Origin of the sequence: Vibrio kanaloae (genome assembly GCF_024347535.1) — a bacterium.
GTDB lineage: Bacteria > Pseudomonadota > Gammaproteobacteria > Enterobacterales > Vibrionaceae > Vibrio > Vibrio kanaloae.
The window spans coordinates 1049046-1073804 of sequence record NZ_AP025497.1; the positions used below are offsets into that span (position 1 = coordinate 1049046).

Here is a 24759-nt window from a genome sequence, read left to right on the forward strand (position 1 = left end):
GGCAAATATTGTGTTGTTGATGGCTTGAAAGGGTGGCGCGCAACTGCCCTTTAGGAGGGAGGCCGAAGCGCGCCTGTAGAACCGTTTTATTTGTTCTTTCGTTTAGCTTGGCTTAGATTAAATTAAATCTTGCCTACTAGGTCTAGAGATGGCGCTAAAGTCTCTTCGCCTTCTTTCCATTTAGCTGGGCAAACTTCACCTGGGTTAGCGGCTACGTATTGTGCTGCTTTAACCTTGCGTAGTAGGTCTTCTGCGTCACGGCCGATGCCTTCAGCTGTGATTTCCATTGCTTGGATAACGCCTTCAGGGTCGATTAGGAACGTTGCACGGTCTGCAAGGCCTTGACCTTCACGCATAACGTTGAAGTTGTTTGTGATGTTGCCCGTTTGGTCACCTACCATGAAGTATTCGATAGTGCCGATTTTGTCAGAAGTATCGTGCCATGCTTTGTGAGAGAAGTGCGTGTCAGTTGATACTGAGTAAACTTCTACACCGCGAGATTGAAGTTCTGCGTATTTGTCTTGTAGGTCAACTAGCTCAGTTGGACATACAAATGTGAAGTCTGCTGGGTAGAAGAAGAATACAGCCCACTTGCCTTTAACGTCTTGCTCAGTGATTTCTACGAATTCGCCGTTTTTGAATGCTGTTGCGTTGAATGGTTTGATTTCTGTGTTGATCATGATTTGACTCTCTTTCTAATTTGTAGTGTTTAACGCTATCCCGCGTCGATGTAGATATATTGCATTGGCGCCGAAAATTAGTGAAATCGGACATTTCTATAGATTCAATAGGCAAATCCTATCTTTGATAGAAGAAGGCTATCGATAAAAGCTATCAAACTAGGGCTAGGTTCTATTTGGGTAGCTATGCTCTTTAGGTTGTTCTCTATTTAGGCTTACCTCTATTCACGTGAGCCTCTATGTATCTATGTATCTATGTAGGCAAGGGCAGGTGTAGCTTCTTTAAGGGAACTGAGATCTCTGTAAATTTCAAGATAATAAAAAATTATCATTAATATAATTTATGATAATTTCATCTAATGATCACATCTCCATATACTCTCTCCATCGAAACGAAATACCGAAGCGAGTCTTCGAAAGCACAGAATTTAAAACGAATTTGGAGAAAGTTATGAAAATGAATCACGTAGGCATCATGGTTGGCGACATGGACAAAGCAGTCGAGTTTTATACGAAAGCTTTAGGTCTAAGAGTCGTAATGAACAACACTAAAGTAATGGAAGAGCGCGAATCAGCAATCGGCCGTATGTGTATTGCCGTATTTGGTGAAGGCTTCAAAGGCTTCAACATTGCACACCTAGTCACATCTGATGGTATTGGTGTTGAGCTGTTCGAAATGGTTGACCGTGAAGAGCGTCATAACGTTGATTTCTCTCGCCTAGGCATTTTCCACTTCTGTCTGCAGCTTCCAAAAGAGCAGTTTCATTCAGCGATTAAGCGTGTTGAAGAGTTTGGCGGTAAGGTTCGTATGGACATCATGCGTTACCACCCAGAAGACGAACTAAAACAAGCACAAATGGTTTACCTAGAAGACCCGTTTGGCAACCTATTCGAATTCTACTCGCACACATACGAAGACACGTACGCGACTGACTACGAGTAATCGCGTTACTACCTGTCATAAGGTTGAAAAACCGAAACTCTCCCTAAAGAGGATTGGTAGAGATACCAATCCTCTTTTGTGCAACTATTTTTTGGGAAAGTAGAGGGTACTTACATCGGCGTGGGTACAAATAATTTGGCCTTAAAATGTTCTCTTTTAGTGTTTATTCGTATGGATGGTCAATAAATAGATAACTTGAATGTGTTGTGAAAGTTGACGTTTTGAAGATAAAACCTTTCATGAATATGACTGAAGCTAGCATGCTTCATGAAAACATTGTCGAATCACACTGGTGATAGCTTTCGCTGAGAACTCACAATACTCAGCTCAATACTGCTAAATCGCACTACAATGAAAATAGATAATTACATGAAGAAGATCTACTCAAATAGTATGAAAAAACTAAACCTTGTCTTTGCCGCTTTTCTTATTACTTTGCTTGCCGGATGCTCGTCTCATGCGGCTGTCGATACTTCAAAAACAAAGGGCTATGCCAAGTCACATGATCTTGTTGGTAAAGCTTCTTGGTATGGCGATAAATTCCATGGAAAACTCACAGCAAGTGGTGAGACGTATAATATGAATGCAAATACTGCAGCTCATAAAACCTTGCCCTTTGGGACTACCGTGAGAGTGACCAATACAGCCAATAACAAGTCTGCTAATGTGAAAATTAATGACCGAGGCCCTTACGTAAAAGGCCGAGTGATCGACCTTTCGCACAAGGCATTTGCAAAAATCGGCAACGTTAAGCAAGGCACTGTGCCTGTAAAAATCGAGATTGTTGATGACAGCAATACCTTTAGGTACAAACACTAATCATTTCCTAACCTCCTTTTTTAATCTACCTCTGAGATCTGTATCTCTTCACGCTTTTCGGTGCGCTTGTTAGCCTTATTTCTCGTAAACCACATCCCCACGTAATACCGTCATCAAAACCTGAGTCTTGGCTATTTGTCTTGCTGATACGGTGGTGATGTCTCTGTCGAGAATGGCAAAGTCAGCCGATTTACCAACCTTAATAGAGCCCGTAATGTCTTCAATTCCAAGGCTCTTGGCTGCATTGAGCGTGTAAGCGTCTATTGCGGTGTAAATATCGGTTAAGCCGGTTTTGCCTATGATTAAGCTGTTCGCGATGCCGACTAAAGGATTGATATCGTGTACGTTCCAGTCACTGCTTAAGGTGATATTCGCGTCGGTCTTGAGTATCGTGTCGAGGTTCATCATAGCTTTAGCTCGGCGAGCACCAAGGAAAGCTTCGGCCCATTGGTGTTGATGCCTTGCAACGTAATCAGAGCCGACTTGGAAATCTGCGGTCACGTCTAATTGGTGAAAGCGTGGCACATCTTCATCATTGATTAATTCGACATGGGTTAGGGTGTAGGGTTTGGTTGAACCTTGTTTGCGAATGCTTTCTATCGCATCAAGCGATTCACGAACCGCTCCATCACCAATGGCATGAATGTGGGCGCTAAAACCTATTTTTTCGAGCGCAGTTAGCCACTCTTTCATTTGTTCCGGCGGAATATAGTTCAAGCCATTAGGAGACTGGGGAAGATAAGTATCTAAGTAGGGTGCGAGCGTTTTGGCGGTGCCGTTGATGAAGATGCCGTCGCTGTACATTTTCACCTGATCGACAAGCAACAGACGGCTTTTATCGTCGGAATACATCTTTTCAAAGACTTCTAATTGAGAAGGTATTGCCATTGATGGATACACCCAAGGTCGCAGCGACACGCGCGCCGTTACGTCTTGATTTTGCTCGGCTTCTAGCCAAACGTCATACCAACCTCGTTTCCAATACATGCGACCGTCACCTATGGTGGTGATGCCGTGGGCTGCCGCTTCCTCAAGTCCGAACATTAACCCTTGATAGCTTTGCTCAAACAGTTCGCTTTGGCTGTTCCACGCCATCTCCATCACTTGATCGCCAGCATTGTCTAATAAGATGCCATTAAGCTTGCCGCTGTCTTGGTCTTTTAAATAAGCGCCGCCTTGTGGGGCCGGAGATTGTTGGCTGATTCGAGCGATTTTTAGAGCTTTCGAGTTGACCCACATCGAGTGAGAAGTTTGCTCCATAAGTACCACGGGGCGGTCAGGGAAGATACTGTCGATGATCTCTAGTGGCGTGTAGTCAGAGTCGCTATCGAGCGTCGCTTCCAAAGAAAAACCATAACCCATTAGCCAACCTCTGCCATCGGTATCAGCATTGATTTTACAAGCTTCTAAGTAGGGGATTTGCTCTTCTAACGTTGCTTCAGAGTCGAGTTCACAATTGCCACCCAGCTCTGAGGCGGCTTCAAACACATGGTTATGGTTATCAATAAATCCCGGAAGGACAAAGGCATTGTCCAGATCAATGACATCAGTGCTTTGCCCTTGAAAAGTTTGCGCCTGTGATTGGTTACCAATGAAGATGATCTTGCCGTTATGGGTAACGATCGAGTCCGACTCGCGATGTCCGTATATATCTGCATTGATAAAGATCTGATCAGCACTTTGGCTTTTAACGGCTGTTTGCTCATGAACAACGGTGTTGGTTTGTGCAAGAACCGGCGTTACGGCCGTTAAGCTTGCGAGTAATGCTATCCATGCAGTGTGTGGCAGAGTGAGCTTATTGTTCATTATTATGTATTCCATATTCCACTGTTTAGTAAGTATAGAAAGCGAGTGGCAAGTGTGAAACTCTACATGAATGACAAATTAAAACCGATATTAATCAATAAATTGTGGTTTGAATAAGCTTTTCATCACGACTCTTGTCTTAGGCTTTTACGCAGATCTTTTTTGTATTCGTCATAAGATTTATAGCCATAGAGTTTCCAAGTGTGATCACCCTTAATGTTGTGGTTGTAGGTGATCTCACCGATCCACTGCTGACGTGTGGCAAGAATCATATCGCGAATTTTTAATAATAAAGTGTCCATAGTTGCTCTCCTGGTTAAGTTCACTTGCAGTATATTTAGCGGTGACAACCGGATGAGTATTGTTAGTGCAATTTTCAATACTTTTCAGTCAAAACTCTCATTTAGATGGTTTGATACGTATACTTTCAATATTAAAAAGTCACTGAGCATTGCAATGAAGGGTTATTTGGAAAAAGTGCCACAACGAATTGGCACGTCATGGCGTTACAAGAGAATTATTGAGAACAGTAAAAGCTATGGTTGGCACCGACATGAAGAGTATGAGATAGCGATTCATCGTCACTTTTTTGGTCATAGCCTTGTTGGGCATCACCAAAGTAATGTGTTTCACAACCACATGATTTTGGTTGGTCCAGATCTACCTCATGCCATCTATTCGGACGAGAATCCTGATGACTCGCGAGTCTGTGAAACGCATGTTATTTGGTTTCGAAAAGACTGGATAGAACAATTAATAGCCTGCTGTCGGGAGCTAGAACCGCTGCGTACACTGCTGGAAGATTCAAAGAAAGGGCTACAGTTTTCGCCCGCTACCGCAGAAAAAGCAACAGAACTGTTGAATAAGGTGATGGTTCAGTCGCCACATCAACAACTTCTTACATTATTCGCTCTGTTTTCGTTATTACTTGATGATCAGGAGGTAGTTCAATTGATCAACCCTATGTTCAATTCTGGTGACGAAGATGAGGTCAGCGATAAGCTGGATAAGATTGAAGCTTTCTTGGTGAATAACTTTATTCGCGATATCTCGGTTAACGACTTAGCCAGTCACCTGTACATTAGTGAGAGTAGTGTTAGGCGGCTATTTCAAAAGCATTACAACGAGAGTTTTAGTCAACGGCTAAAGAAAATTAGGCTCAATGTGGCATGTGATTTATTGATTAACACCTCATTACCAGTGAGTTTGGTTTTGGAGAAAGTAGGGTATGACAATCAAGCCAATTTCAATCGTCAGTTTAAATCGTATAAGCAGGTGACACCGACTCAATATCGAACAGCAATGAAACGTCATTGATTCATTCGCAGACTAAACGATTCACATAAGATTCTGAATAAATTACAGTTAAGTGAACTATAAAAATGGATTTAACGTATTACCAAGGATGTAAGTTTATGTTTTCACGAGACTTACTCGCATTACTAATAAAAACCAGCCGAGGTTAGGATGAAAAAAGTATTATTGCTGCTTAGCGTGATCTTATTGGGTGGTTGTGTGGGCATGCCCGAAACGGTAAAGCCTGTTCAACAGTTTGAGTTGGACCGATACCTAGGGAAATGGTACGAAGTGGCTCGTTTGGATCACTCGTTTGAGCGTGGCTTAGACAACATCAGTGTCGAATACAGCCTACGTGATGATGGTGGCGTGAAGGTAATTAACCGCGGCTATTCAGATGAAGATGGCGAGTGGAACGAGGCGGAAGGCAAAGCGTATTTTGTCGAGGGCAGCGATCAGGGTTATCTGAAGGTGTCGTTCTTCGGACCATTTTACGGCGCTTATGTGGTGTTTGAATTGGACCAAGAGAATTACCAATACGCGTTTGTTTCAGGACCAAATACCGATTACTTGTGGCTGCTTTCTAGAACCCCAGAAGTCTCGTCTGAGGTCATGGAGAGGTTCAAAGCGATGTCTAAAGAGCGTGGCTTTAACACTGACAAGCTGATTTTCGTGGAGCATAACAAGAGCCAGTAGATACGCCCATATATGATTGAGCAACGGCACCGATTATTACTTCGCATTTTGTCTCGGTTATTGTGTTGTTTCTCTGTCAAACTCTTCTCTATCCCGCCATTTTGTGTTGCTTTCACGTTTACAGCAACATTGGCTTTCCACAATTTTGTATTACTGAATATTCTAATATCTAACTGATGAATAGGTAGGGTGAATAAACAGCTCTGTTTATGAATACCTTGTAAATGGTATGTGATTTCAGAAATGTGATCTTAGTCATGTTTTAACTGATTCGCACTTTCTAATATGCCTCGATCTTACCTTGTGCTTTGGTGGGAGCTACTTGTTCATACATCTCTCTTTAAGCCCTTACCAGCATTGGCCTAATTCATGTAGCACGCAATTGCCGCGCGTCAAAATTGCGTTCTCTTTCTTATATTCTGCCGTCATTAATGAAAGGTTAGTTTCCAAGTTTGTTTGGTGAGCTTTCCATTTCAACTCTTCATAATGCGTCAAATGTAACAATACATTTCAAAGTGTAACAATTAAGTCATGTTTTTTGTGTGGTTTTAACCGTGCGGCAATGTTTCGGCTGCGCAGCACCGTCGTTTTAATTTGGCAGTTTAACTATTCAAAAACACGGCTAATTCAGTTCCGTATTTGAGATGCGTCGTTTCACATGCTCAACACATAAATATTCTAATGACCATGACAACCAGTACTCGGGCGTTCGTTCTGAGGCTGGATAACCATCGAGAAAGTTAATGGAAGCTTCAAGATATAAACGCATTTTATCGAGAGCAAATCTGTCGAGGATTGGTTTGGTGGGAACCGTCCTGATGCTCGAAGGATGTAACTCCGCATTGCTCGACCCAAAAGGTAGCGTTGGCGTTCAGGAAAAGGAGCTGATTATTACGGCTCTGTTGCTGATGCTGATTGTCGTCATCCCCGTAATCCTGATGACCATCTACTTTGCTTATAGATACCGTGAAAGTAACACCACAGAAGAGTATGCACCTGACTGGGCGCACTCAACCAAGATTGAAATAGTGGTATGGACGATTCCAATCATCATTATTGCGATTCTGGCCACCATCACTTGGCGAACAACACACGAACTAGAGCCTTCCAAGCCTCTGGAGAGTGACGTTAAGCCTATGGTGATCGAAGTGGTCTCTCTGGACTGGAAATGGCTGTTCATCTATCCGGAGCAAAACATTGCGACGGTTAACTATGTTGCGTTCCCGAAAGATGTACCGGTGACGTTTAAGCTAACTTCAGACAACATCATGAACGCGTTCTTTATCCCGCGTCTTGGTTCGCAGATCTACGCGATGCCGGGAATGGTGACCAAGCTGAATTTGATCGCGAACCACGAAGGTGACTTTAAAGGTTTTGCATCGAACTACAGTGGCAAAGGGTTCTCACAGATGAAATTCACTGCATCAGCCATGCCTGATCAAGTGGCGTTTCTAAACTGGGTGGAAAAAGTGAAAGCAAGCCCAGACCGTATTGAAGATTGGGAGCAATTCCGTTCATTGGCTGCGCCAAGTGTCGCTGAACCTGTGACGCTGTTTTCTAGTATCCCACCATTTTTATTCACTGATGTCGTGACCCAGCACCCTGGTTCAATGAACTGTTTGCCGGAAACCCAAGGATAATCGTCATGTTTGGAAGATTAACTCTAGACTCAATTCCCTACCACGAACCCATTATTTTGTTCACGTTAACCATGATCGCTTTAGTAGGTGGTTTAGTGGTGTATGCGGTAACAAAAGCCGGTAAGTGGCAATACCTTTGGAATGAATGGTTTACTTCTGTAGACCACAAAAAATTGGGCTTCATGTACATTGCGGTCGCGATGGTGATGCTAGTTCGTGGCTTTGCCGATGCGGTCATGATGCGTAGTCAGCAATTGCTATCCGCAGCGGGTGAGACAGGCTATTTACCGCCACATCACTATGACCAGATCTTCACGGCACACGGCGTGATTATGATTTTCTTCGTCGCGATGCCTTTGGTTATCGGCCTGATGAACATCATTGTGCCGCTGCAAATTGGTGCTCGTGATGTTGCATTCCCTTACCTCAATAACCTGAGCTTCTGGCTGTTTGTGGTGGGTATCATCCTAACTAACATGTCACTGGGCTTGGGTGAATTTGGCCGTACGGGGTGGTTGGCATATCCGCCGTTGTCTGGCATTGAGGCAAGTCCGGGAGTCGGGGTCGATTATTGGATATGGGCGCTGCAAATATCCGGTGTCGGTACCACACTGACAGGCGTGAATTTCTTTGCGACTATTTTGCGCATGCGTACTCCGTCTATGCCAATGATGAAGATGCCTGTATTCACGTGGGCATCTCTGTGTGCCAACATCCTTATCATCATCTCTTTCCCAATCCTAACGGTCACCATCGCGTTACTGACGTTGGATAGATACATCGGCACGCACTTCTTCACGAATGACCTTGGTGGCAACGTGATGATGTATGTGAACTTGATTTGGGCATGGGGACACCCTGAGGTGTACATCCTAATCTTGCCTATCTTTGGTGTGTTCTCTGAAGTGACTGCAACCTTCTCTCGCAAAAAATTGTTTGGTTATACCTCACTGGTATGGGCAACGGTGGCTATCACTATTTTAGCGTTTGTGGTTTGGCTGCATCACTTCTTCACCATGGGTTCTGGCGCCAATGTGAATGCCTTCTTCGGCATCGCGACCATGATTATCTCTATCCCAACCGGGGTTAAGATCTTCAACTGGCTATTCACCATGTACAAAGGTCGTATCCGCTTCACCACGCCAATGATGTGGACAGTGGGCTTCCTAATCACCTTTACCGTTGGTGGTATGACGGGCGTATTGATGGCGGTACCGGGTGCGGATTTTATTCTGCATAACTCGGTATTTCTGATTGCGCACTTCCACAACGTAATCATCGGTGGCGTAGTATTCGGTTGCTTTGCGGCTATTGGCTACTGGTTCCCGAAAGCGACTGGTTTCACTCTGAACGAGCTTTGGGGTAAACGTGCATTCTACTGCTGGATCATCGGTTTCTTGATGGCGTTCTTGCCGCTTTACGCACTCGGCTTTATGGGCATGACGCGTCGTTTGAGCCAAGACATTAACTCTGAGTTCTTCCCACTATTGGCGGTTGCGGCCGCAGGTACGGGCGTGATTGCGATGGGCGTGGTGTGTCAGTTCGTTCAGATTTACGTGAGTGTTCGTGACCGCGACCAAAACCGAGATCTAACCGGTGACCCGTGGGGCGGACGTACCTTTGAATGGGCAACGTCTTCACCACCGCCGTTCTATAACTTTGCAAAACTGCCTAAGGGCGATGAGATCGATTCGTTCTGGTATCAAAAGCAAAGTGGCGAGTTTGACCCAACTCAGGAAGAAGAATACGAACGTCTTCACATGCCGAAGAACACACCGACAGGCATTTATGTGTCTGCATGGGCGTTGGCATTTGGCTTCGCAATGATTTGGTACATCTGGTGGCTAGCGGCTGCAAGCTTAGTGGGCATCGTGGTGACGTGTATTCAACACAGCTACAACGACGATGTGGACTACTACGTGGAAGTTGAAGAGATCAAAGCGATTGAAGCGGCTCGACGTGCACAGCTTGAAGAAGCAAAGAAACAGTCAGTGAAAGGCGACCATTCTGGTCGTGGTAACAGCGCTGATAGTGGTAATAACGACAATAAAGATGATTTGGAGACGACGTATGCAAGCTAATACTCCGTCACACACTTATGATCTTGCACACTCGCATGATCATCACCACGAAGCTGCGGGCAATAAGTTGTTTGGCTTCTGGGTTTACTTGATGAGTGACTGTGTCCTGTTTGCCACGCTTTTCGCGACTTATGCCGTGCTTGAGAGTGGATCTATCGCAGGTCCGACAGGCAAAGACATCTTTGAACTGCCGTTCGTGTTTGTCGAAACCATGATGCTGCTGTTCAGTAGTATCACCTTCGGTTTTGGCATGATTGCGATGAAGCGCAAAGATGTGGCCGGACTGAAGCGTTGGATCAAAGTGACTTTCGTATTGGGCTTAGCCTTCATCTGTATGGAAGTGTATGAGTTCCATCACTTGATTGCAGAAGGGTATGGCCCTCAAGAGAGTGCGTTCCTTTCAGCATTCTTTACCTTGGTAGGCACACACGGTTTGCATGTAACGTTTGGTCTGATTTGGATGGCAGTGGCGTATCACCAACTTTCAACCAAAGGCTTGAACGACAACATGTCGATGCGTTTCCAGTGCTTAAGCTTGTTTTGGCACTTCCTTGATATCGTTTGGATTTGTGTATTTACCATCGTGTACTTAATGGGGGTGATGTAATGGAACTGCATCTAGACAGCGGTGCAACGGATTACGTGAAAGGCTTTATTGCGTCACTAATTCTGACCATTATTCCGTTCTACATTGTGTGGTCACATGCGCTACCAAGCACGGAAACTTACGTGATCTTGTTCGGTTGTGCGCTGGTACAAATCTTTGTGCACTTTAAGTACTTCTTGCACATGGAAGCGAAATCTTCTGATGGACGTTGGAACTTGGTGTCACTGATGTTTACCGCCATTGTTGTATTGATTCTTATCGCTGGCTCGGTATGGATCATCTACAACATGAACGTCAACATGAAGTTGTAGGCCAAGGTATGCTGAAAAAATATTTGTCTATTACCAAACCGGGCATCATTTTCGGCAACCTGATTTCTGTTGCGGCGGGTTTCTTCCTCGCCGCAAAAACAGAACCCGCCAGTGCGATGTTGTTACTAACAACATTAGCGGGCGTGGGGCTGGTGATTGCATCAGGTTGTGTTGTGAACAACATCTTTGACCGAGATATCGACCAGAAGATGAAGCGCACACAAAATCGAGAATTGGTTCAGGGCAACATCAATACAGACGTAGCGTTCGTCTATGCCTTGGTTTTATTGCTAGCCGGCACAGCGCTGCTGTTTCAGTTCGCTAACCCGATCTCTGCGGTCATGGTGTTGCTTGGCTATGTGTTTTACGTCTTTTTCTACACCATGTGGTACAAGCGTACATCGGTTTACGGCACTTTAGTGGGTAGTATTTCGGGAGCAGTGCCGCCATTGGTGGGCTATTTGGCGGTGACTAATTACATCAGCCTTGAAGCGGTGTTGTTGTTCGTGATGTTCTGCTTATGGCAAATGCCACACTCGTATGCGATTGCAATGTTCCGCCTTCAAGATTACCGAGATGCAGGTATTCCTGTGTTACCGGTGAAAGAGGGCGTCGACAAAGCACATCAGCACATGAAAGCGTATGTGGTTGCTTTTGGTGCGGTTGCACTGGCGTTGTTCTTACTCGGAGAAGCGGGTTACGAATACCTAGCGGTGTCGGCAGCGGTTTGCTTTATGTGGACTAAAGTGACATTCCGAAAAGTCGATTGCCTAAACTACATTCAGTGGTCAAAGACTGTTTTCAAGGTCTCTCTGCTGGTTGTGATGAGCATCAGTGGCGTACTCGGGATAGAACTGATTCCGTTGCCTTTTTTGTAACTTCAATAGAGATATAGCCCAAAGGACTTGGTATATTGAGTAATGGATAGTATCTTGATCCTGTTGAATTTTTCTAAAAGCAACCTTGCAGAGTAAGGTTGTTTTTTTGTTATCGGACGATTGAAAATGATGAACGTGAAATCGATGCGTGGAGAACTTTACCTCCTATTTGCCACCCTGCTAGCTGGGGTAGGGTGGATCGCATCTAAGTTGGTGGTATTGGAAATGCCGGGGCCAGTGTTCATCGGTGTGCGATTTTTTGTTGCAAGCCTTATTTTATTGCCATTCTGTATTCATCATATTCGCAAGCTCTCGCTTAAGCAGATCTTGTCCCTTTGTGGGGTGGGGTTGTTGCTGTCTGCCTCATTGCAAGTATGGGTATTTGCGGTTTCGGTAACCGAAAGCTTGTCTGAAGGGGCCTTTATCATGAGCTTAGCCATGATCATTGCGCCGTTTGTTTCTTGGATTCTGTTTCGAGTTAAGCCTAATCGTGCGTTTTGGATGTCTTTCCCAATTGCGATCATCGGTATGTTATTACTGACCTTAGGCAATGGCTGGAATGTTGAACAGAGTCAGATCTATTTCTTATTGGCGTCGATGCTGCTCTCTGTACATTTCGTAATGAACAAGCGTGTGATTACTAATATCAAACCTATCGCTTCAATATGCGTGCAGCTGTTTGTTGTGGGTGCTAGTGGCTTGGCATTTTCTGCAATGACGACTCAACCTGATTTTGAAATAACTCGTTCGTTGATCTTCTGGTTTATTGTGTCTGCGGTGGTCGCAACCTCTATTCGCTATTTGTTGCAAACCGTCGGTCAACACTCCGTGAATATGGAAGTGGCTGCATTGATTATGATTCTAGAGCCTGTATGGACACTATTACTGAGTGTTGGCGTGCTAGGAGAAAGTGTTGAAACGCAGAAGCTGCTTGGTGGTACGGTGATTATTGCTTCACTGTTTTGTTATATCAAATGGTCGAGACGAAAATAAAAGCCTGCGCGAATTAGGGCTGTGACAGGCTCAGTTCTATATTAGTGTTGGTCTCGCTTCGTCTTTATGTTTCCTTGACAACTATTCGTTGATGCTGACTTTAGTGATCACGATATCTTCGCAAGGCACATCTTCATGTCCCCAACGCATGGTCGTTGGGGCGGCAGCGATTTTGCTGACTACATCCATGCCCGCAGATACTTTACCAAACACAGCATAGCCCCAGCCTGCATTTGTGGTAGAGGTGTGGTCTAAAAAGTCATTGTTATCAAGGTTGATAAAGAATTGTGCTGTCGCAGAATGTGGTGCGTCTGTGCGAGCCATCGCCACAGAGCCAATGACATTCTTCAAGCCACGGTTTGCTTCGTTGACGATGGGTGCGCGAGTTGGTTTTTCTGTCATGTCGATAGTGTGTCCACCTCCTTGAATCATGAAACCTTCAATAACACGGTGAAATGTGGTGCCTTCGTAGAAACCATCTTGGCAGTATTTAAGGAAGTTTTTAGAGCTGACAGGTGCTTTCTCAAGGTTGAGTTCAATTTCGATATCGCCAAAGTTGGTGCTCATAATGATCATAAAGGTGCCCAATATTTGTGTCTTACAGAGTCGTGAATGTTTCAATAGGGTGCAGTATATGAAAAATCACGGCAGATGCCAGTGGTGGATTCCACGCTAGGTTTATATTTCTTTAGGCCGCTTACTTATCGATCATTAATAAACTTACTGCAGTTATTACTATACGCTCGAATCGCTTTGCAATGCGCTATGAGTGACATAGAATCGAAAACGTAGTAAATTTTATTGATATCTACGGAAGAGAATTAACAGTCAATGAGTAGTATTTTAGAGTGTATTCGTACTGTTGGACGAGGGGAAAGGGGGCGTAAGCCTTTATCGTTCGAACAAGCCTATCGCATCATGGATGAGTATTTAAGCGGAAAGGTCGGTGACGACCAAATGGCGATGCTATTGATGTTAATTCGTGTACAAAATGAAACCAACGAAGAGATAGCTGGCTTTGTAAAAGCATTCCAATCACGAGTGCCTGACTTGGGCGCTGATATCGATTGGCCTTGCTACGCCGGTAAGCGGAACGATACCGCTAGTGGTAAACCGTGGAACTTACTTGCTGCGAAGATATTGGCAGAAAATGGCTATAAAGTCTTGATGCATGGTTATATGGATAAGCCAAGCGGTCGTACACACGTTGAGACTTATTTAGATCTCGTTGGTGTTCGTAGAGCGGCCGATCCACAAGACGCGAAACAGATCCTAGAAGTTGATGGCATTGCATATCTACCTCTAGTGAATTTTGCTCCAGAAGCTCAAACTATGATTGGTTGGAAGCACCGTTATGGGTTGAGGACGCCAATCAACACTGTAGTTAGAGCATTAAACCCAGGTGGTGGCCGTTTAGGGTTACGTGGCAGTTTCCACCCAGGCTTTCCTCAGTTACACGCTGAAGTTGAGCATGTCATTGGCAATAAATCCCACTCGGTAATTTCATTTAAAGGCATGAATGGCGAGTCGGAATATAACCCTAAGGTTAGCCAAACGGTTTGGATGAGCTCACCTGAAAAGGTGGAGTCTTTCTATTGGGAAGGGACCATGAACGCAGAACTGCCTCTGCCTTCTGAATGTGTCTTGGGTACTCCGGAAGATGAGATGGAGCTAATGGCGAATAGTGTGGTTGACAGTATGACGGCGATTTTATTTGCAGAAACACATGACAAAGCTGAAGCCTATGCAAAAGCATTGCATCTTTGGGAAGCTTATTGTGAAAGTTAGCGGCAAACTAACGACATAAAATGAGAGAAGGTCAGCCGTCGTTGCTGGCCTTTTTTGTGCTTGTTTTTTTGTGACTCATTTTTTTAGCACAGGTATTTCGGTAAATGATTAAGTTACAAAGGTTATTTAACTCGCATCAGTCGATGCATCTTGTCTTCAAACTGAATCTCAATCACTTGCGAGACTTTCATCTTATCTACACGATCAAGCATTTTTCCTTGATAGTCACGCTTTTTCATCCACTCTAATGGTTCTTTAAAGCCATCTTCGTTAATCACAAACGATTGGTCGGTAATGGAGCCTTCAAAGATATGCACAACCCAAATACGCGATTGGAAGTCTAATAATTCATTGAAGTAGGCTTTTAGCCTTGATAAATACTTAGATAGAGGAGTCTGAGAAGAGGTTGATAAAGGCATAGTAGACCGTATTTGAGAAATGAAAGTAGTAAGAGCAAAGTTCACACAACCAGCGCTCCAGTGAACGAAGTGTATCGATTTAAGCCTCCACCATTGTCAAATAGTTACCCGCTTAAAAACTCGCTACAAAATACGATATCGATACATTAATAACAATGCTGGTTAGCTTTGTTCGAGACAATATGTGTATGAATCCGCTATTTAATGAACAGACTGAGGGTGATTTCTTGTGCTCTAATGTTTCTTTTTTGTGATGTTAAAACACGCTCAAGCCTTTTGCGACCTCGCATTTTTGTCTTAGTAGGTTTTACCTATCAATAAAATTGTTGAAATCCATTTAGTAAAATCAAGATTTTAGACAACAATTAACTTAACAAGACGGAAAAGCCATGACGAAAAGTATTTAGGGAGAACATAATGCATTCAATAAAAGTGAAAGATTACATGACGAAGCAGGTTGTGACATTCACTCCTGATATGCCTTTAAGTCTAGCGTTAGATAAAGTGATGCGAAGTCCTCATATGGGAGGACCTGTAATTGATGATAACGAGCAAGTTATCGGTTTCCTCTCGGAACAAGATTTATTAGATAAACTGGTCAAGGTTAGCTACTTCTGCCAAGACACCCACATCGTGCGCGATTGCATGTACCAAGAGGTGTTATCGGTATCGCCTGAATTGTCAATTATTGAATTGGCAGACATGATGCAGGTTGGCAAGCCTAAAGCTTACCCAGTGATTGATAATAAAAAACTGGTGGGCATGATAACAAGATCGGATGTTTTAAAAGCAATAGGCAAGAATTTAAATGAATGCTTCAAACATCAGGTGTAGTCGTGTAATACGAACGATTATACCTTCCAATATTCTAGGTTAAAAAGGCGCATTAGCGTCTTTTCTTCTTTGTAGAGCTTTTCTTTGTCGATCGTTAGCTTGTGGTATTTCAGCTTTGGAGGTTTCATGTCAAATCAAACTGCAAAGTTTGTGGAAGGTTCGACGATGCGCCATATATTGATGATGTCGGGAGCCGGCTCTGTTGGTTTGATGGCGTTATTTGTTGTCGATTTACTCGATATGTTGTTCATCAGTATGTTGGGACAGGTTGAATTGGCTGCGGCAGTTGGTTTTGCAGGGACACTCACTTTTTTCGCCACTTCAGTTTCGATTGGTACTTCAATTGCCATGGGTGCCCTGGTATCGAAAGCGATAGGCTACAAAGACAGAGACCAAGCTCGAAACCTTAGTGTTAGTATTATGTTGACTGCGTTTGTCATTAGTTCGACGGTGGCTACGGTTATGTTCGTTTATATCCCTGAGTTGCTGACTGCCATTGGCGCCAAAGGCGTTGCGGCAGAACGGGCTCAAGCTTACCTACAGATTTTATTGCCAAGTGGGCCATTTCTAGCCCTGGCGATGGCGGCAGGTGCTGGTTTAAGAGCGGCAGGTGATGCAAAGCGTTCGATGTGGGCGACTTTGTCAGGCGGGATCGTGAACGCGATCTTAGACCCTCTATTTATCTTTGGTTTTGGTTGGAACATAGAAGGGGCAGCAATTGCTTCTGTCATTGCACGTTTTTCGGTTCTTTTCTTTTCGCTTTATCCTCTTATTCGTAGTCATCAGTTGGTTGCTCCACCTTCTTTAGGGCAGTGGCGTATTAATATTCGCCCTATTTTGACAATCGCAATTCCAGCCATTATTGCTAATACAGCAACGCCGATCGGTAATGCGATCGTGACGACTGGTATCGCACAATATGGTGAGGATTTCGTTGCTGGTTTTGCGGTCATTGGTCGTTTAACACCTGTTTGTTTTGCCGCTATTTTTGCATTATCCGGTGCCGTGGGACCAATCATTGGCCAGAACTTCGGGGCTGAAAGAATGGACCGAGTTAAAGAAACATTGAATAACTCTTTGTTAGTGGCAACGATTTACACCATTGCTGTTTGTATTGTGTTGTATTTAGCTCAGGGCTACGTGATTCAAGGCTTTAGCCTTCAGGGAGACGCGGCCATTATTGTTGCTGCTTTCTGTACTTATGTTGCCTTTACTTTTACCTTTAATGGCGCGTTATTTGTAGCGAATACTTCTTTTAATAACCTAGGTAAGCCACTTTACTCAACGGCGCTTAACTTAGGTAAAGCGACATTAGGTACTCTGCCATTCGTGTACTTGGGTTCACTATGGTATGGCGCGTTAGGCGTGTTGTATGGACAGGCATTAGGTAATATTTTGTTTGGATTGTTGGGGATCTTGGTTCTTCGTCATCATATTGCTGAGCTCATGCAAGGATCTGAAGTCGATCATGGTGAAGAGGATGTATCGATAGTCAGTTTGAATACCCCGCCATTTTGTTCGCACGATGCTGTTCTGATCGATGATGTGTCGGCGAATCGGGAAGAATGTAAAAAATTCAAATCATAATAACACCGATGTTCTAATATAAGGTTCATCGGTTTGTAAATTTCTTCTTGACCTTGGAGCTACCTCTAAGGTTTATACTTTTGGTGAACTTAGGGTTCAGTTGTTATCAGTCAGCAACTGCCTCAAGGCTTTTTGAGTATTAAGGAGATACAATATGTGCGCAAAACATGCAGTGTGCCGCTCAACAAAAGTGGACGTTCAACCTCAAGCGGCAGGAGCAAGCTGCTCTAGCCCTAAAATTTCAAGCATTACCGCAGCAGGTACTTCATCTGCATGTTGCAGTTCTGTTGCTGCGTCTTCGCCGTCTGGAGATGATTGTTGTGGGTCGGACAGTGGAGAAGAAGACAGTCACTCCTCAACCTTATCTCTTGATGCCAAATTCTCCAAAAGTTGGCTGGTGGCCGGAATGGACTGTCCAGCTTGTGCAAGAAAAATAGAGAACGCGATCAGTAACATTGACGGTGTGATTCAAGCGAAGGTTCTTTTTGCTACCGAAAAGTTGGTTGTGAAATTCGAAAAAGAAAGTCTCGTCGACACCATTGAACAAGTCTCTATGAAAACTGGCTTCCCACTAACCGAAGTGGGGGCGAAGAAAGAAAAACAACAACCAGAGACGTTTTGGCAAGCTCATATCCAACCTAATTTACAAATCATAGCGATTGCAGCCTCAATGCTGATCGCTGCTCTTCTGAGAAACTCGTTCCCTCAATTCAGCGAAGGCTTATTTATCGCAACCTGTTTACTTGGCTTATATCCAGTAGCGAAAAAGGCGGTTCAATTAGCGCGATCTGGGACACCTTTCGCGATAGAAACTTTAATGAGTGTCGCTGCTCTTGGTGCTCTATATCTTGGTGAAACCATTGAAGCAGCCATGGTATTACTGTTGTTCTTGATTGGTGAGCGTTTGGAGGCTTTTGCTTCATCAAGAGCAAGAAGTGGTGTGCAAGCCCTAATGGCACTGGTGCCAGAGAATGCGACTAAAATTATCAACGGCGAACGGACTGAAGTTGCAGTGAGTGAGCTGGTACCTGGTGATGTTATCGAAGTTTCTGCAGGATCTCGTTTACCCGCTGATGGTCAACTGAATACAGATTCCGCGAGTTTTGATGAAAGTGCATTGACTGGCGAATCTGTCCCAGTTGAACATATCGAAGGCAGCAGCATCATGGCTGGCGCTGTGGTTGTGGATAAAGTCGTTCTTATCACTATCACATCAAAGCAGGGTGAGAATGCGATCGACCGTATTCTTCATTTGATTGAAGAGGCGGAATCTCGTAAAGCACCTCTGGAGCGCTTCCTTGATAAGTTCAGCCGTTGGTACACGCCATTAATGATGTTGGTTGCCTTGTTGGTGATCATCACGCCTCCACTGTTGTTCGCTCAACCTTGGGAAACCTGGGTATACCGCGGCCTAGCGCTATTGTTGATTGCTTGCCCTTGTGCCTTGGTTATCTCAACGCCAGCTGCGATTACTTCTGGTTTGGCTGCTGCGGCAAAACGTGGCGCGCTAATTAAAGGCGGCGCGGCACTAGAACAACTTGGCAAAATTCAAACGATTGCCTTCGATAAGACGGGTACATTGACGGAGGGGAAACCTCAGGTTACCGATATTCAGCCTCTATCGGGTTGGCAGCAAGACGTAATGTTACGCGTAGTGGGTGCTATTGAAGTCGGTTCTACTCATCCATTGGCGCAGTCGCTGGTGGCGAAAGTAAAAGAGCTGAAGATAGACATCCCAGAATCACACAATAAGAAGGCGCTGATTGGTAGTGGTGTCGAAGGTGATGTCGATGGCATTAAATACCAAGTGTTGGCTCCTTCTAAAGTCAGTTTCGATCTTGCTACTGATGTTGTGTCTCAGGTAGAAGCTCTAGAAGGTGAGGGTAAGACGGTTGTTATTGCTCTAGAGCTTAAGCATCAAGAAGAATCAACAGATCAAGTGACACCTATTGGATTGATTGCGTGGCAAGATACGTTACGCAGTGACGCTAAGGTTGCGATTGAACGACTTAATGACTTGGGTATTCAATCTATCATGCTGACGGGTGACAACCCACGCAGTGCGGCTGCTATAAGTAGCAAGATTGGTATGCAATACAAGGCGAGCTTACTTCCAAGTGACAAGGTGTCTTATGTTGAAGAGCTTTCTCAACAATCGCATGTTGCGATGGTCGGGGATGGTATTAATGATGCGCCAGCGATGAAAACCGCTAATGTGGGTATAGCGATGGGCGGCGGTACTGATGTTGCCCTAGAAACCGCCGATTCTGCACTCACGCATAACCGATTAACTGAACTATCAGCGATGATTGAATTGTCACAGTCGACGATGAACAATATTCGTCAAAACGTAGCACTCGCGCTTGGCTTAAAAGCCGTATTCTTGGTGACCAGTTTGCTTGGGATTACTGGTTTATGGGTTGCGGTGTTGGCTGATACTGGCGCGACAGCTCTAGTTACACTGAATGCTCTACGTCTGCTTCGATTTAAATCTAAAGCGGATTAAGTTCGGATCGCTTATATAGAACATTCTTAATCTGAGAAGCGTCTTTAGCGATAGTACGTTATTCGCGATAATGCGTTACAGGCGCTCTTGTCTCATTAATATGCAACAAAGACTTATGTATTGCTTGCTTTTTGTGATGCCAATCGGTTTTTCGTGAAACATTGAGCTTTGTTGCGATCATTGGTGTGATGGGGGTCACTTCATTTTGTAGTAAGCTTGGTTAGAGTGTGTGCGTACCCCACGAATTTACTATGAGCTTAAATAAGGGTAAAAAGCCCAATAAGCCAAAAGGAGCGAATTATGTCTCAAGCTGTTTTCCACTTAGGTGTTACTGAAGCAGATCTTAACGGTGCTACTCTTGCGATCATCCCTGGTGATCCTGCTCGTGTTCAAAAAATTGCAGAAGAGATGGAAAATCCAGTCTTTCTTGCTAGCCACCGTGAATACACACTTTATCGTGCAGAGCTAGACGGCAAGTCAGTTGTGGTGTGCTCAACAGGTATTGGTGGCCCATCTACTTCTATCGCCGTTGAAGAGCTTGCTCAACTTGGTGTTCGCACCTTCCTACGTGTTGGTACGACGGGTGCTATCCAACCACACGTAAAAGTGGGAGATATGATTGTTTCAACTGGTTCTGTTCGTCTAGACGGTGCTAGCTTGCACTTTGCACCGATGGAGTTCCCAGCGGTTGCTGACTTTGATGTTGCAACGGCGATGAAAGCGGCAGTTGAAGAATCAGGTGCAGACGTTCACATGGGCGTAACCGCTTCAAGTGATACTTTCTACCCAGGTCAAGAGCGTTACGATACATTCTCTGGTCGCGTTGTTAAGCGTTTCCAAGGTTCTATGCAAGAATGGCAAGACATGGGTGTTCTAAACTTTGAAATGGAATCAGCCACACTACTAACAATGTGTGCAAGTTCTGGTTTGAAGGCGGGTTGTGTTGCTGGTGTCATCATCAACCGTACTCAAAAAGAAACGCCTGATCACGACACTCTAAAAGTGACTGAAGCACGCTCAATCAAAGTCGTTGTAGAAGCTGCCCGTAAAATGCTTTAAGCATTACTTTATGCTTTAGTTTTAGATGAACTAAAGTATCAGAAAGATTTTGAAAATGGCCGAATCGGAAGATGCGGCCATTTTTTATTAAGATAAATAAAAGTAAACGAGCACAAAAAAGGCGAATGACTAATTAAGCCGTTCGCCTTTTTCTTTACTTATTGATGAACGAGTTGCTCAATTTTCTTCAGATTAGCACTCTAAATCTTCGTTACCACCAGCCGCTGTAAACCATACTTTTAGGTGTGTTTTGAGATCTTTCAATTCTTCAGGGCCAATCAATGCTAATCCAAGGTCTTCAGCACGAGTGATATCATTATGACGGAGAGGACGGAAGCTCACCAACATTGCACGTGCTTGCAGGCCACCCAATAAATCTCTTAGCGATTCCAGTTTATATAAGGTGTCATCACCATCATCGCGCATGCCTTTGGTCTTACATTCGATTATGTGCAGTTTATTGTTCACCACTGATGCAACATCAAGCTCGTTTCGAACCTCACGTTCACCGAGCTGACGGTATACCTGAACATTCAACGAACGGTCTTGTATTGTCGGCATGTCATCTTGGATTTGTTTCACGGTACTGTGAACCAGAGTTTCCAACCATTCACCGTTTGAGAAGCGACGCGCGTCTTCATTGGCAAAGGTCAAAATACCATTATTGTAAGTCGCAATCTTAGCTTCAACCAGATCGTTCAATAGCATGTTCAGTTCACGGTAGCCTTGTTGTTTCTCAGACAGTCCAACATCAAGCTTCTGTTCTTTACGGCAGGTCGTTGCTAGATAGTTTAATGTCGCAAGGCCAGGGCCTAATTCTAGTGCATTGCTTGCCCAGCGCTCACCCAATTCATAAAGTTTTTGATCAAGCTGAGGAGACAGTTTTACGTCGCTGAATTCACCACGAGCACCAAATACCGTCAGGTAGTCATCGATAGTAATACGGTCTTGGACTTGTGTATCTTCTTTGCCGTTTGGGTAGAGCCAGCACAGTTTGTCGCTGTTTGGTTCAACTACAAAAATGGGCCAATGATAAGTGCGAAAGACTTCGTAAACGGAAAGTAAGCGGTGACGTAGGCCGCAGCTAGCGTTGAGCTTGACTTCTTGGCCACGTGCCTTGAGGTCTTCTGCTAAGCTTTGGATAGATTCCTTAATAGCCGACGTGTTTACGATCGTCGGGATTTCGAAAAACTCACTCGTAATGTCGCGTTTTTGCAAAACGTTGTGCAAGCGTTGATACATACTTGCTTGATTCTTGTCACCGATAAACACAATATGAGTGCTGGTCGTTCGGTTATCGAGTAGTGGGGTGATCAAGCGAATGGGGTCTTGATCGATAATACCAACATGAACAGCCATATAAATTCCTTAATAGCGGCTCGCTCATAAAGGGGAAAGAAAACGAAAAGCAGCAAGCCATAGTAATCATATAATGACAAAGCTCATGGAAAACAAGGGCAACCCTTGATAAAAGTTGCCCTTGTTCAATTAGTTACCACTATTGGGTAGCAAGTCTCTAGAATTGCAGTAAATATCTATCGATTCTTCGTTTATCTATAGCTTGAATTGATGAACCAAATCACCCTGTTGATTCGCTAGAATCGTTAGGTTTTGGCTCGCTTCAGCAATCGATGACATCGCTTGGTAACTTGCATCTGCGATGTAGTTGATGTCCTCGATGTTGCGCGCGATATCGCCAGAGGTTTCACTCTGCTCTGCAGCAGCTTGAGAGATGTGTGTGCTCATATGGCTGATTTCCATTATTAATGCTTGAATCTCTTCCATCGCACTATTGGCACTTGAAGCTTGTTCAACCGACATGTCCATATCATTCATGCAGCTTTCAATTACGTTGCTAGCCGCTTTCGAACTTGATTGCAGGTTACTGATCATGGTTTCAATTTCAGACGTTGATTGCGTGGTCTTCTGTGCCAGTACTCGAACTTCATCTGCTACTACCGCAAAACCACGCCCTTGCTCACCCGCGCGTGCCGCTTCTATCGCCGCATTCAATGCGAGGAGGTTAGTTTGCTCGGCAATGCCACGAATTACATCCAGAATCGAACCAATCTTGCTGCTCATTTGCTGCAGTTCACCCACCGCACTGACAGATTCAGTCAGACGAACTTCAAGTTGATTGATGGTGCTGATGTTAGTGTTCATTATCTGACGACCAGATTCAGAAGCTGATTCGACTTGTTGAACCATGCCTAATGAGCTTTGCGCACTGTTCGCCACTTCTTGCACAGAATGAGACATTTCTGTCATCGCCGTCGCAACGGTTGCAGTTTGTTCGCGTTGGTTGTTCAGTTGCACCTGCGTTTCAGAAGACGTCTTCTGGTTTACGCTTGCGGTCTTTGTTAAGTCATCTGAAGCATCATTCAGCTTCACAAGAATATTGTGTAGGTTGTCGGCCAAGGTGTTGATGTGACGGCTCACGCGGCTGAATTCGTTGTCGTAACGAATGTCGATACGTTGAGTCATATCGCCTTCAGTTAGGCCTTCCAATGTCCCTAAAATACGAGTTAATGGCTCTCTTACACTGTGTGCAATGTGATAACCGATTGCTGCAGCGAATACTGTTACAACAATACCAATCGCAATCGCGTTAAATAGGCCTTTGTCGTAAATGCTGCTCGCGTCTGCCAGTGAAGCGTTAAGTTGCTCTTCTGCGGTCACGTTGAATGAATCTAACACGGCCATCGCTTGGTCAATTTCCACCGCAAGGTTAGCGATGTTGACGTACAGCGCTTGTTTTGCTTGCAGATAGTTGTTGTGTTTGTCTAGTACGCCACCTTTCTGGCCAACGTCTTTGGTGAACTTTTGAACCGACTCATCGAAGACATTTTTAAGTGCAGGTAGTTGTGTTGATAAGCCGCGATAAGCGTAGTTGAGGTGAGTCACGGCCTTTTTGTTTTGATTTACGGCTTTCTGTACGAAGGCAACATCAGAGCTAGCGAGGGCATCAGAGGTGATGACTTCTGCGTCTTGCAGTTTAATGAAGTAGCTCTTTGCCATCACTTTTACAGAGATGCTTTTTTGGTCGGCAACGTACTCTTTCATGCCAACCGTTAATTCTGAATGTAGGCGTTGGAAGTCACGTGATGCTTTTTGTACTTGTTCTTGTGCTTCGAACATCGCCAAGTAGTTGCTCATGGCTTCAGCTGCTTCTGCAAAGTAGCGCTCTTCCATTGCTCTTAGCTGTGTAATACGGTCTACGAGCGCCGCGTTATTGCCGCTTGCTACAGAGAGTCTTCCGAGTACTTCAGAAAAAGCATCTTTCGATGCAGCAAATTCGGTACGCATTGCAGACATGCGCTCTGTATTTTGGGTGGTTAAAAAATCTTTAAACGATTTATCAGCTGAAAGCAGTTGAACACTCGTTTGATTTGAAAGCGCAACAAGCGGTAATGAGGTTTCTGAGACACTCTCGAAATTGCTGTGTATCTGATTCATGCTGTTCATCATAATGGTTATCGTGACGGCAAACATGATGATGATCAGTGCGAAGCCAGCGTACATACGCTTGATCACAGATCCCTTCATGGCTTTCTCCCTAAATTAAAATGCAGACCCAATGTCAGGTCAAAGTAAAACTAACAAAATTATCAGCATTCTATTCAGCTAAGCGTACGCATTTTATGACGCACACGTCAAAAATAACCCTCAGTTATAACCAATATGCCATTCTTGAGATCTAAAGCTCGTTTTCTTTGATTTGAACGGTGTTTTTTATTAAGCTTTAAAGCGGATTTATTGTGGTTTGTTGCGGCATAGCGCATACTCAAAACATTAAAAAGTAAATGTTTTATCGGA

Annotated in this window: 22 protein-coding genes; 15 read left to right on the plus strand and 7 right to left on the minus strand. The window is 44.3% G+C overall.

Annotated elements, in window-relative coordinates:
• Nucleotides 1–122 precede the first annotated feature (122 nt).
• Nucleotides 123–680, minus strand: a complete 558-nt coding sequence (gene ahpC / locus OCV24_RS05030) for an alkyl hydroperoxide reductase subunit C (RefSeq protein ID WP_016798107.1) — start codon at nucleotides 678–680, stop codon at nucleotides 123–125.
• 451 nt (nucleotides 681–1131) lie between these two features.
• Between ahpC and OCV24_RS05035 the strand changes: the two genes are divergently transcribed.
• Both OCV24_RS05035 and OCV24_RS05040 read left to right on the plus strand, forming a co-directional pair.
• Complete coding sequence (locus tag OCV24_RS05035; protein WP_046223770.1) at nucleotides 1132–1623, plus strand: VOC family protein; 492 nt, start codon at nucleotides 1132–1134, stop codon at nucleotides 1621–1623.
• Nucleotides 1624–1992: 369 nt separating this feature from the next.
• Nucleotides 1993–2442 (plus strand): septal ring lytic transglycosylase RlpA family protein, encoded by a 450-nt coding sequence (locus tag OCV24_RS05040; RefSeq protein WP_150878176.1) that lies wholly within the window; start codon nucleotides 1993–1995, stop codon nucleotides 2440–2442.
• A 75-nt stretch (nucleotides 2443–2517) separates the two neighbouring features.
• On the opposite strand, the gene OCV24_RS05045 is transcribed toward OCV24_RS05040, so the two are convergent.
• Together OCV24_RS05045 and OCV24_RS05050 are read right to left on the minus strand one after the other, a co-directional pair.
• Nucleotides 2518–4248: an amidohydrolase gene (locus OCV24_RS05045; RefSeq protein WP_150878178.1), complete on the minus strand. Its 1731-nt coding sequence runs from the start codon at nucleotides 4246–4248 to the stop codon at nucleotides 2518–2520.
• Nucleotides 4249–4373: 125 nt separating this feature from the next.
• Nucleotides 4374–4550 carry a hypothetical protein gene (locus OCV24_RS05050; protein ID WP_167514255.1) on the minus strand — a complete coding sequence of 59 codons (177 nt, stop codon included), beginning with the start codon at nucleotides 4548–4550 and terminating at the stop codon, nucleotides 4374–4376.
• 52 nt (nucleotides 4551–4602) lie between these two features.
• Here OCV24_RS05050 and OCV24_RS05055 point away from each other — a divergent pair, with 52 nt between their 5' ends.
• From OCV24_RS05055 to OCV24_RS05090, 8 genes are all read left to right on the plus strand, one after another.
• Nucleotides 4603–5565, plus strand: coding sequence for a helix-turn-helix transcriptional regulator (locus OCV24_RS05055; protein WP_077680641.1), 963 nt, complete (start codon nucleotides 4603–4605; stop codon nucleotides 5563–5565).
• Nucleotides 5566–5715: 150 nt separating this feature from the next.
• The gene (locus tag OCV24_RS05060; RefSeq protein ID WP_150878180.1) at nucleotides 5716–6240 is read left to right on the plus strand and encodes a lipocalin family protein; all 525 of its coding nucleotides are present in this window, start codon (nucleotides 5716–5718) and stop codon (nucleotides 6238–6240) included.
• Between the two features lie 743 nt (nucleotides 6241–6983).
• Nucleotides 6984–7880: a ubiquinol oxidase subunit II gene (gene cyoA, locus OCV24_RS05065; RefSeq protein WP_077680639.1), complete on the plus strand. Its 897-nt coding sequence runs from the start codon at nucleotides 6984–6986 to the stop codon at nucleotides 7878–7880.
• 5 nt (nucleotides 7881–7885) lie between these two features.
• Nucleotides 7886–9961, plus strand: a complete 2076-nt coding sequence (cyoB, locus tag OCV24_RS05070; protein ID WP_150878182.1) for a cytochrome o ubiquinol oxidase subunit I — start codon at nucleotides 7886–7888, stop codon at nucleotides 9959–9961.
• Nucleotides 9951–10568 (plus strand): cytochrome o ubiquinol oxidase subunit III, encoded by a 618-nt coding sequence (gene cyoC, locus OCV24_RS05075; protein ID WP_017057004.1) that lies wholly within the window; start codon nucleotides 9951–9953, stop codon nucleotides 10566–10568. Before cyoB ends, cyoC begins: the two co-directional genes overlap by 11 nt.
• Nucleotides 10568–10879, plus strand: coding sequence for a cytochrome o ubiquinol oxidase subunit IV (gene cyoD / locus OCV24_RS05080; protein ID WP_150878184.1), 312 nt, complete (start codon nucleotides 10568–10570; stop codon nucleotides 10877–10879). The genes cyoC and cyoD overlap by 1 nt, the downstream gene beginning before the upstream one ends.
• Nucleotides 10840–11757, plus strand: a complete 918-nt coding sequence (gene cyoE, locus OCV24_RS05085; RefSeq protein ID WP_150878186.1) for a heme o synthase — start codon at nucleotides 10840–10842, stop codon at nucleotides 11755–11757. The genes cyoD and cyoE overlap by 40 nt, the downstream gene beginning before the upstream one ends.
• Before the next feature lie 126 nt (nucleotides 11758–11883).
• Nucleotides 11884–12750, plus strand: a complete 867-nt coding sequence (locus tag OCV24_RS05090) for a DMT family transporter (RefSeq protein WP_150878188.1) — start codon at nucleotides 11884–11886, stop codon at nucleotides 12748–12750.
• A gap of 81 nt (nucleotides 12751–12831) precedes the next feature.
• Here the strand turns inward: OCV24_RS05090 and OCV24_RS05095 are convergent, their stop codons facing one another.
• Nucleotides 12832–13326 carry a peptidylprolyl isomerase gene (locus tag OCV24_RS05095; RefSeq protein ID WP_136996541.1) on the minus strand — a complete coding sequence of 165 codons (495 nt, stop codon included), beginning with the start codon at nucleotides 13324–13326 and terminating at the stop codon, nucleotides 12832–12834.
• A 255-nt stretch (nucleotides 13327–13581) separates the two neighbouring features.
• On the opposite strand from OCV24_RS05095, the gene OCV24_RS05100 reads away from it, so the two are divergent.
• Complete coding sequence (locus OCV24_RS05100; protein WP_150878191.1) at nucleotides 13582–14538, plus strand: glycosyl transferase family protein; 957 nt, start codon at nucleotides 13582–13584, stop codon at nucleotides 14536–14538.
• Nucleotides 14539–14660: 122 nt separating this feature from the next.
• On the opposite strand, the gene OCV24_RS05105 is transcribed toward OCV24_RS05100, so the two are convergent.
• The gene (locus OCV24_RS05105) at nucleotides 14661–14957 is read right to left on the minus strand and encodes a hypothetical protein (protein ID WP_136996546.1); all 297 of its coding nucleotides are present in this window, start codon (nucleotides 14955–14957) and stop codon (nucleotides 14661–14663) included.
• A 417-nt stretch (nucleotides 14958–15374) separates the two neighbouring features.
• Here OCV24_RS05105 and OCV24_RS05110 point away from each other — a divergent pair, with 417 nt between their 5' ends.
• The 4 genes from OCV24_RS05110 to udp all read left to right on the plus strand — a co-directional run bounded on the left by OCV24_RS05110 (nucleotide 15375) and on the right by udp (nucleotide 20943).
• Entirely contained in the window at nucleotides 15375–15791 is a 417-nt protein-coding gene (locus OCV24_RS05110; RefSeq protein ID WP_017057011.1) for a CBS domain-containing protein, read from the plus strand.
• 126 nt (nucleotides 15792–15917) lie between these two features.
• The gene (locus OCV24_RS05115) at nucleotides 15918–17378 is read left to right on the plus strand and encodes an MATE family efflux transporter (protein WP_137031972.1); all 1461 of its coding nucleotides are present in this window, start codon (nucleotides 15918–15920) and stop codon (nucleotides 17376–17378) included.
• A 154-nt stretch (nucleotides 17379–17532) separates the two neighbouring features.
• Complete coding sequence (locus tag OCV24_RS05120) at nucleotides 17533–19884, plus strand: zinc/cadmium/mercury/lead-transporting ATPase (protein ID WP_137031970.1); 2352 nt, start codon at nucleotides 17533–17535, stop codon at nucleotides 19882–19884.
• 300 nt (nucleotides 19885–20184) lie between these two features.
• Nucleotides 20185–20943 (plus strand): uridine phosphorylase, encoded by a 759-nt coding sequence (gene udp / locus OCV24_RS05125; RefSeq protein ID WP_017057015.1) that lies wholly within the window; start codon nucleotides 20185–20187, stop codon nucleotides 20941–20943.
• A gap of 192 nt (nucleotides 20944–21135) precedes the next feature.
• Here udp and OCV24_RS05130 read toward each other — a convergent pair whose 3' ends face one another.
• The gene (locus tag OCV24_RS05130) at nucleotides 21136–22302 is read right to left on the minus strand and encodes a DUF1887 family protein (protein ID WP_150878193.1); all 1167 of its coding nucleotides are present in this window, start codon (nucleotides 22300–22302) and stop codon (nucleotides 21136–21138) included.
• A 195-nt stretch (nucleotides 22303–22497) separates the two neighbouring features.
• Nucleotides 22498–24489 (minus strand): methyl-accepting chemotaxis protein, encoded by a 1992-nt coding sequence (locus OCV24_RS05135; RefSeq protein WP_150878195.1) that lies wholly within the window; start codon nucleotides 24487–24489, stop codon nucleotides 22498–22500.
• Nucleotides 24490–24759: the final 270 nt, after the last annotated feature.

What these genes read in the sequence shown, in the direction of transcription:
- OCV24_RS05115 (WP_137031972.1), top strand. Translation starts at nt 15,918, where the DNA reads ATGTCAAATCAAACTGCAAAGTTTGTGGAAGGTTCGACGATGCGCCAT.
- OCV24_RS05120 (WP_137031970.1), top strand. Translation starts at nt 17,533, where the DNA reads ATGTGCGCAAAACATGCAGTGTGCCGCTCAACAAAAGTGGACGTTCAA.
- OCV24_RS05060 (WP_150878180.1), top strand. Translation starts at nt 5,716, where the DNA reads ATGAAAAAAGTATTATTGCTGCTTAGCGTGATCTTATTGGGTGGTTGT.
- OCV24_RS05135 (WP_150878195.1), bottom strand. Translation starts at nt 24,489, where the DNA reads ATGAAGGGATCTGTGATCAAGCGTATGTACGCTGGCTTCGCACTGATC.
- OCV24_RS05050 (WP_167514255.1), bottom strand. Translation starts at nt 4,550, where the DNA reads ATGGACACTTTATTATTAAAAATTCGCGATATGATTCTTGCCACACGT.
- OCV24_RS05105 (WP_136996546.1), bottom strand. Translation starts at nt 14,957, where the DNA reads ATGCCTTTATCAACCTCTTCTCAGACTCCTCTATCTAAGTATTTATCA.
- OCV24_RS05095 (WP_136996541.1), bottom strand. Translation starts at nt 13,326, where the DNA reads ATGATCATTATGAGCACCAACTTTGGCGATATCGAAATTGAACTCAAC.
- OCV24_RS05040 (WP_150878176.1), top strand. Translation starts at nt 1,993, where the DNA reads ATGAAGAAGATCTACTCAAATAGTATGAAAAAACTAAACCTTGTCTTT.
- OCV24_RS05090 (WP_150878188.1), top strand. Translation starts at nt 11,884, where the DNA reads ATGATGAACGTGAAATCGATGCGTGGAGAACTTTACCTCCTATTTGCC.
- OCV24_RS05130 (WP_150878193.1), bottom strand. Translation starts at nt 22,302, where the DNA reads ATGGCTGTTCATGTTGGTATTATCGATCAAGACCCCATTCGCTTGATC.
- OCV24_RS05055 (WP_077680641.1), top strand. Translation starts at nt 4,603, where the DNA reads ATGAGTATTGTTAGTGCAATTTTCAATACTTTTCAGTCAAAACTCTCA.
- cyoC (WP_017057004.1), top strand. Translation starts at nt 9,951, where the DNA reads ATGCAAGCTAATACTCCGTCACACACTTATGATCTTGCACACTCGCAT.
- udp (WP_017057015.1), top strand. Translation starts at nt 20,185, where the DNA reads ATGTCTCAAGCTGTTTTCCACTTAGGTGTTACTGAAGCAGATCTTAAC.
- OCV24_RS05035 (WP_046223770.1), top strand. Translation starts at nt 1,132, where the DNA reads ATGAAAATGAATCACGTAGGCATCATGGTTGGCGACATGGACAAAGCA.
- cyoE (WP_150878186.1), top strand. Translation starts at nt 10,840, where the DNA reads ATGGATCATCTACAACATGAACGTCAACATGAAGTTGTAGGCCAAGGT.
- OCV24_RS05110 (WP_017057011.1), top strand. Translation starts at nt 15,375, where the DNA reads ATGCATTCAATAAAAGTGAAAGATTACATGACGAAGCAGGTTGTGACA.
- cyoD (WP_150878184.1), top strand. Translation starts at nt 10,568, where the DNA reads ATGGAACTGCATCTAGACAGCGGTGCAACGGATTACGTGAAAGGCTTT.
- cyoB (WP_150878182.1), top strand. Translation starts at nt 7,886, where the DNA reads ATGTTTGGAAGATTAACTCTAGACTCAATTCCCTACCACGAACCCATT.
- OCV24_RS05100 (WP_150878191.1), top strand. Translation starts at nt 13,582, where the DNA reads ATGAGTAGTATTTTAGAGTGTATTCGTACTGTTGGACGAGGGGAAAGG.
- cyoA (WP_077680639.1), top strand. Translation starts at nt 6,984, where the DNA reads ATGGAAGCTTCAAGATATAAACGCATTTTATCGAGAGCAAATCTGTCG.
- ahpC (WP_016798107.1), bottom strand. Translation starts at nt 680, where the DNA reads ATGATCAACACAGAAATCAAACCATTCAACGCAACAGCATTCAAAAAC.
- OCV24_RS05045 (WP_150878178.1), bottom strand. Translation starts at nt 4,248, where the DNA reads ATGAACAATAAGCTCACTCTGCCACACACTGCATGGATAGCATTACTC.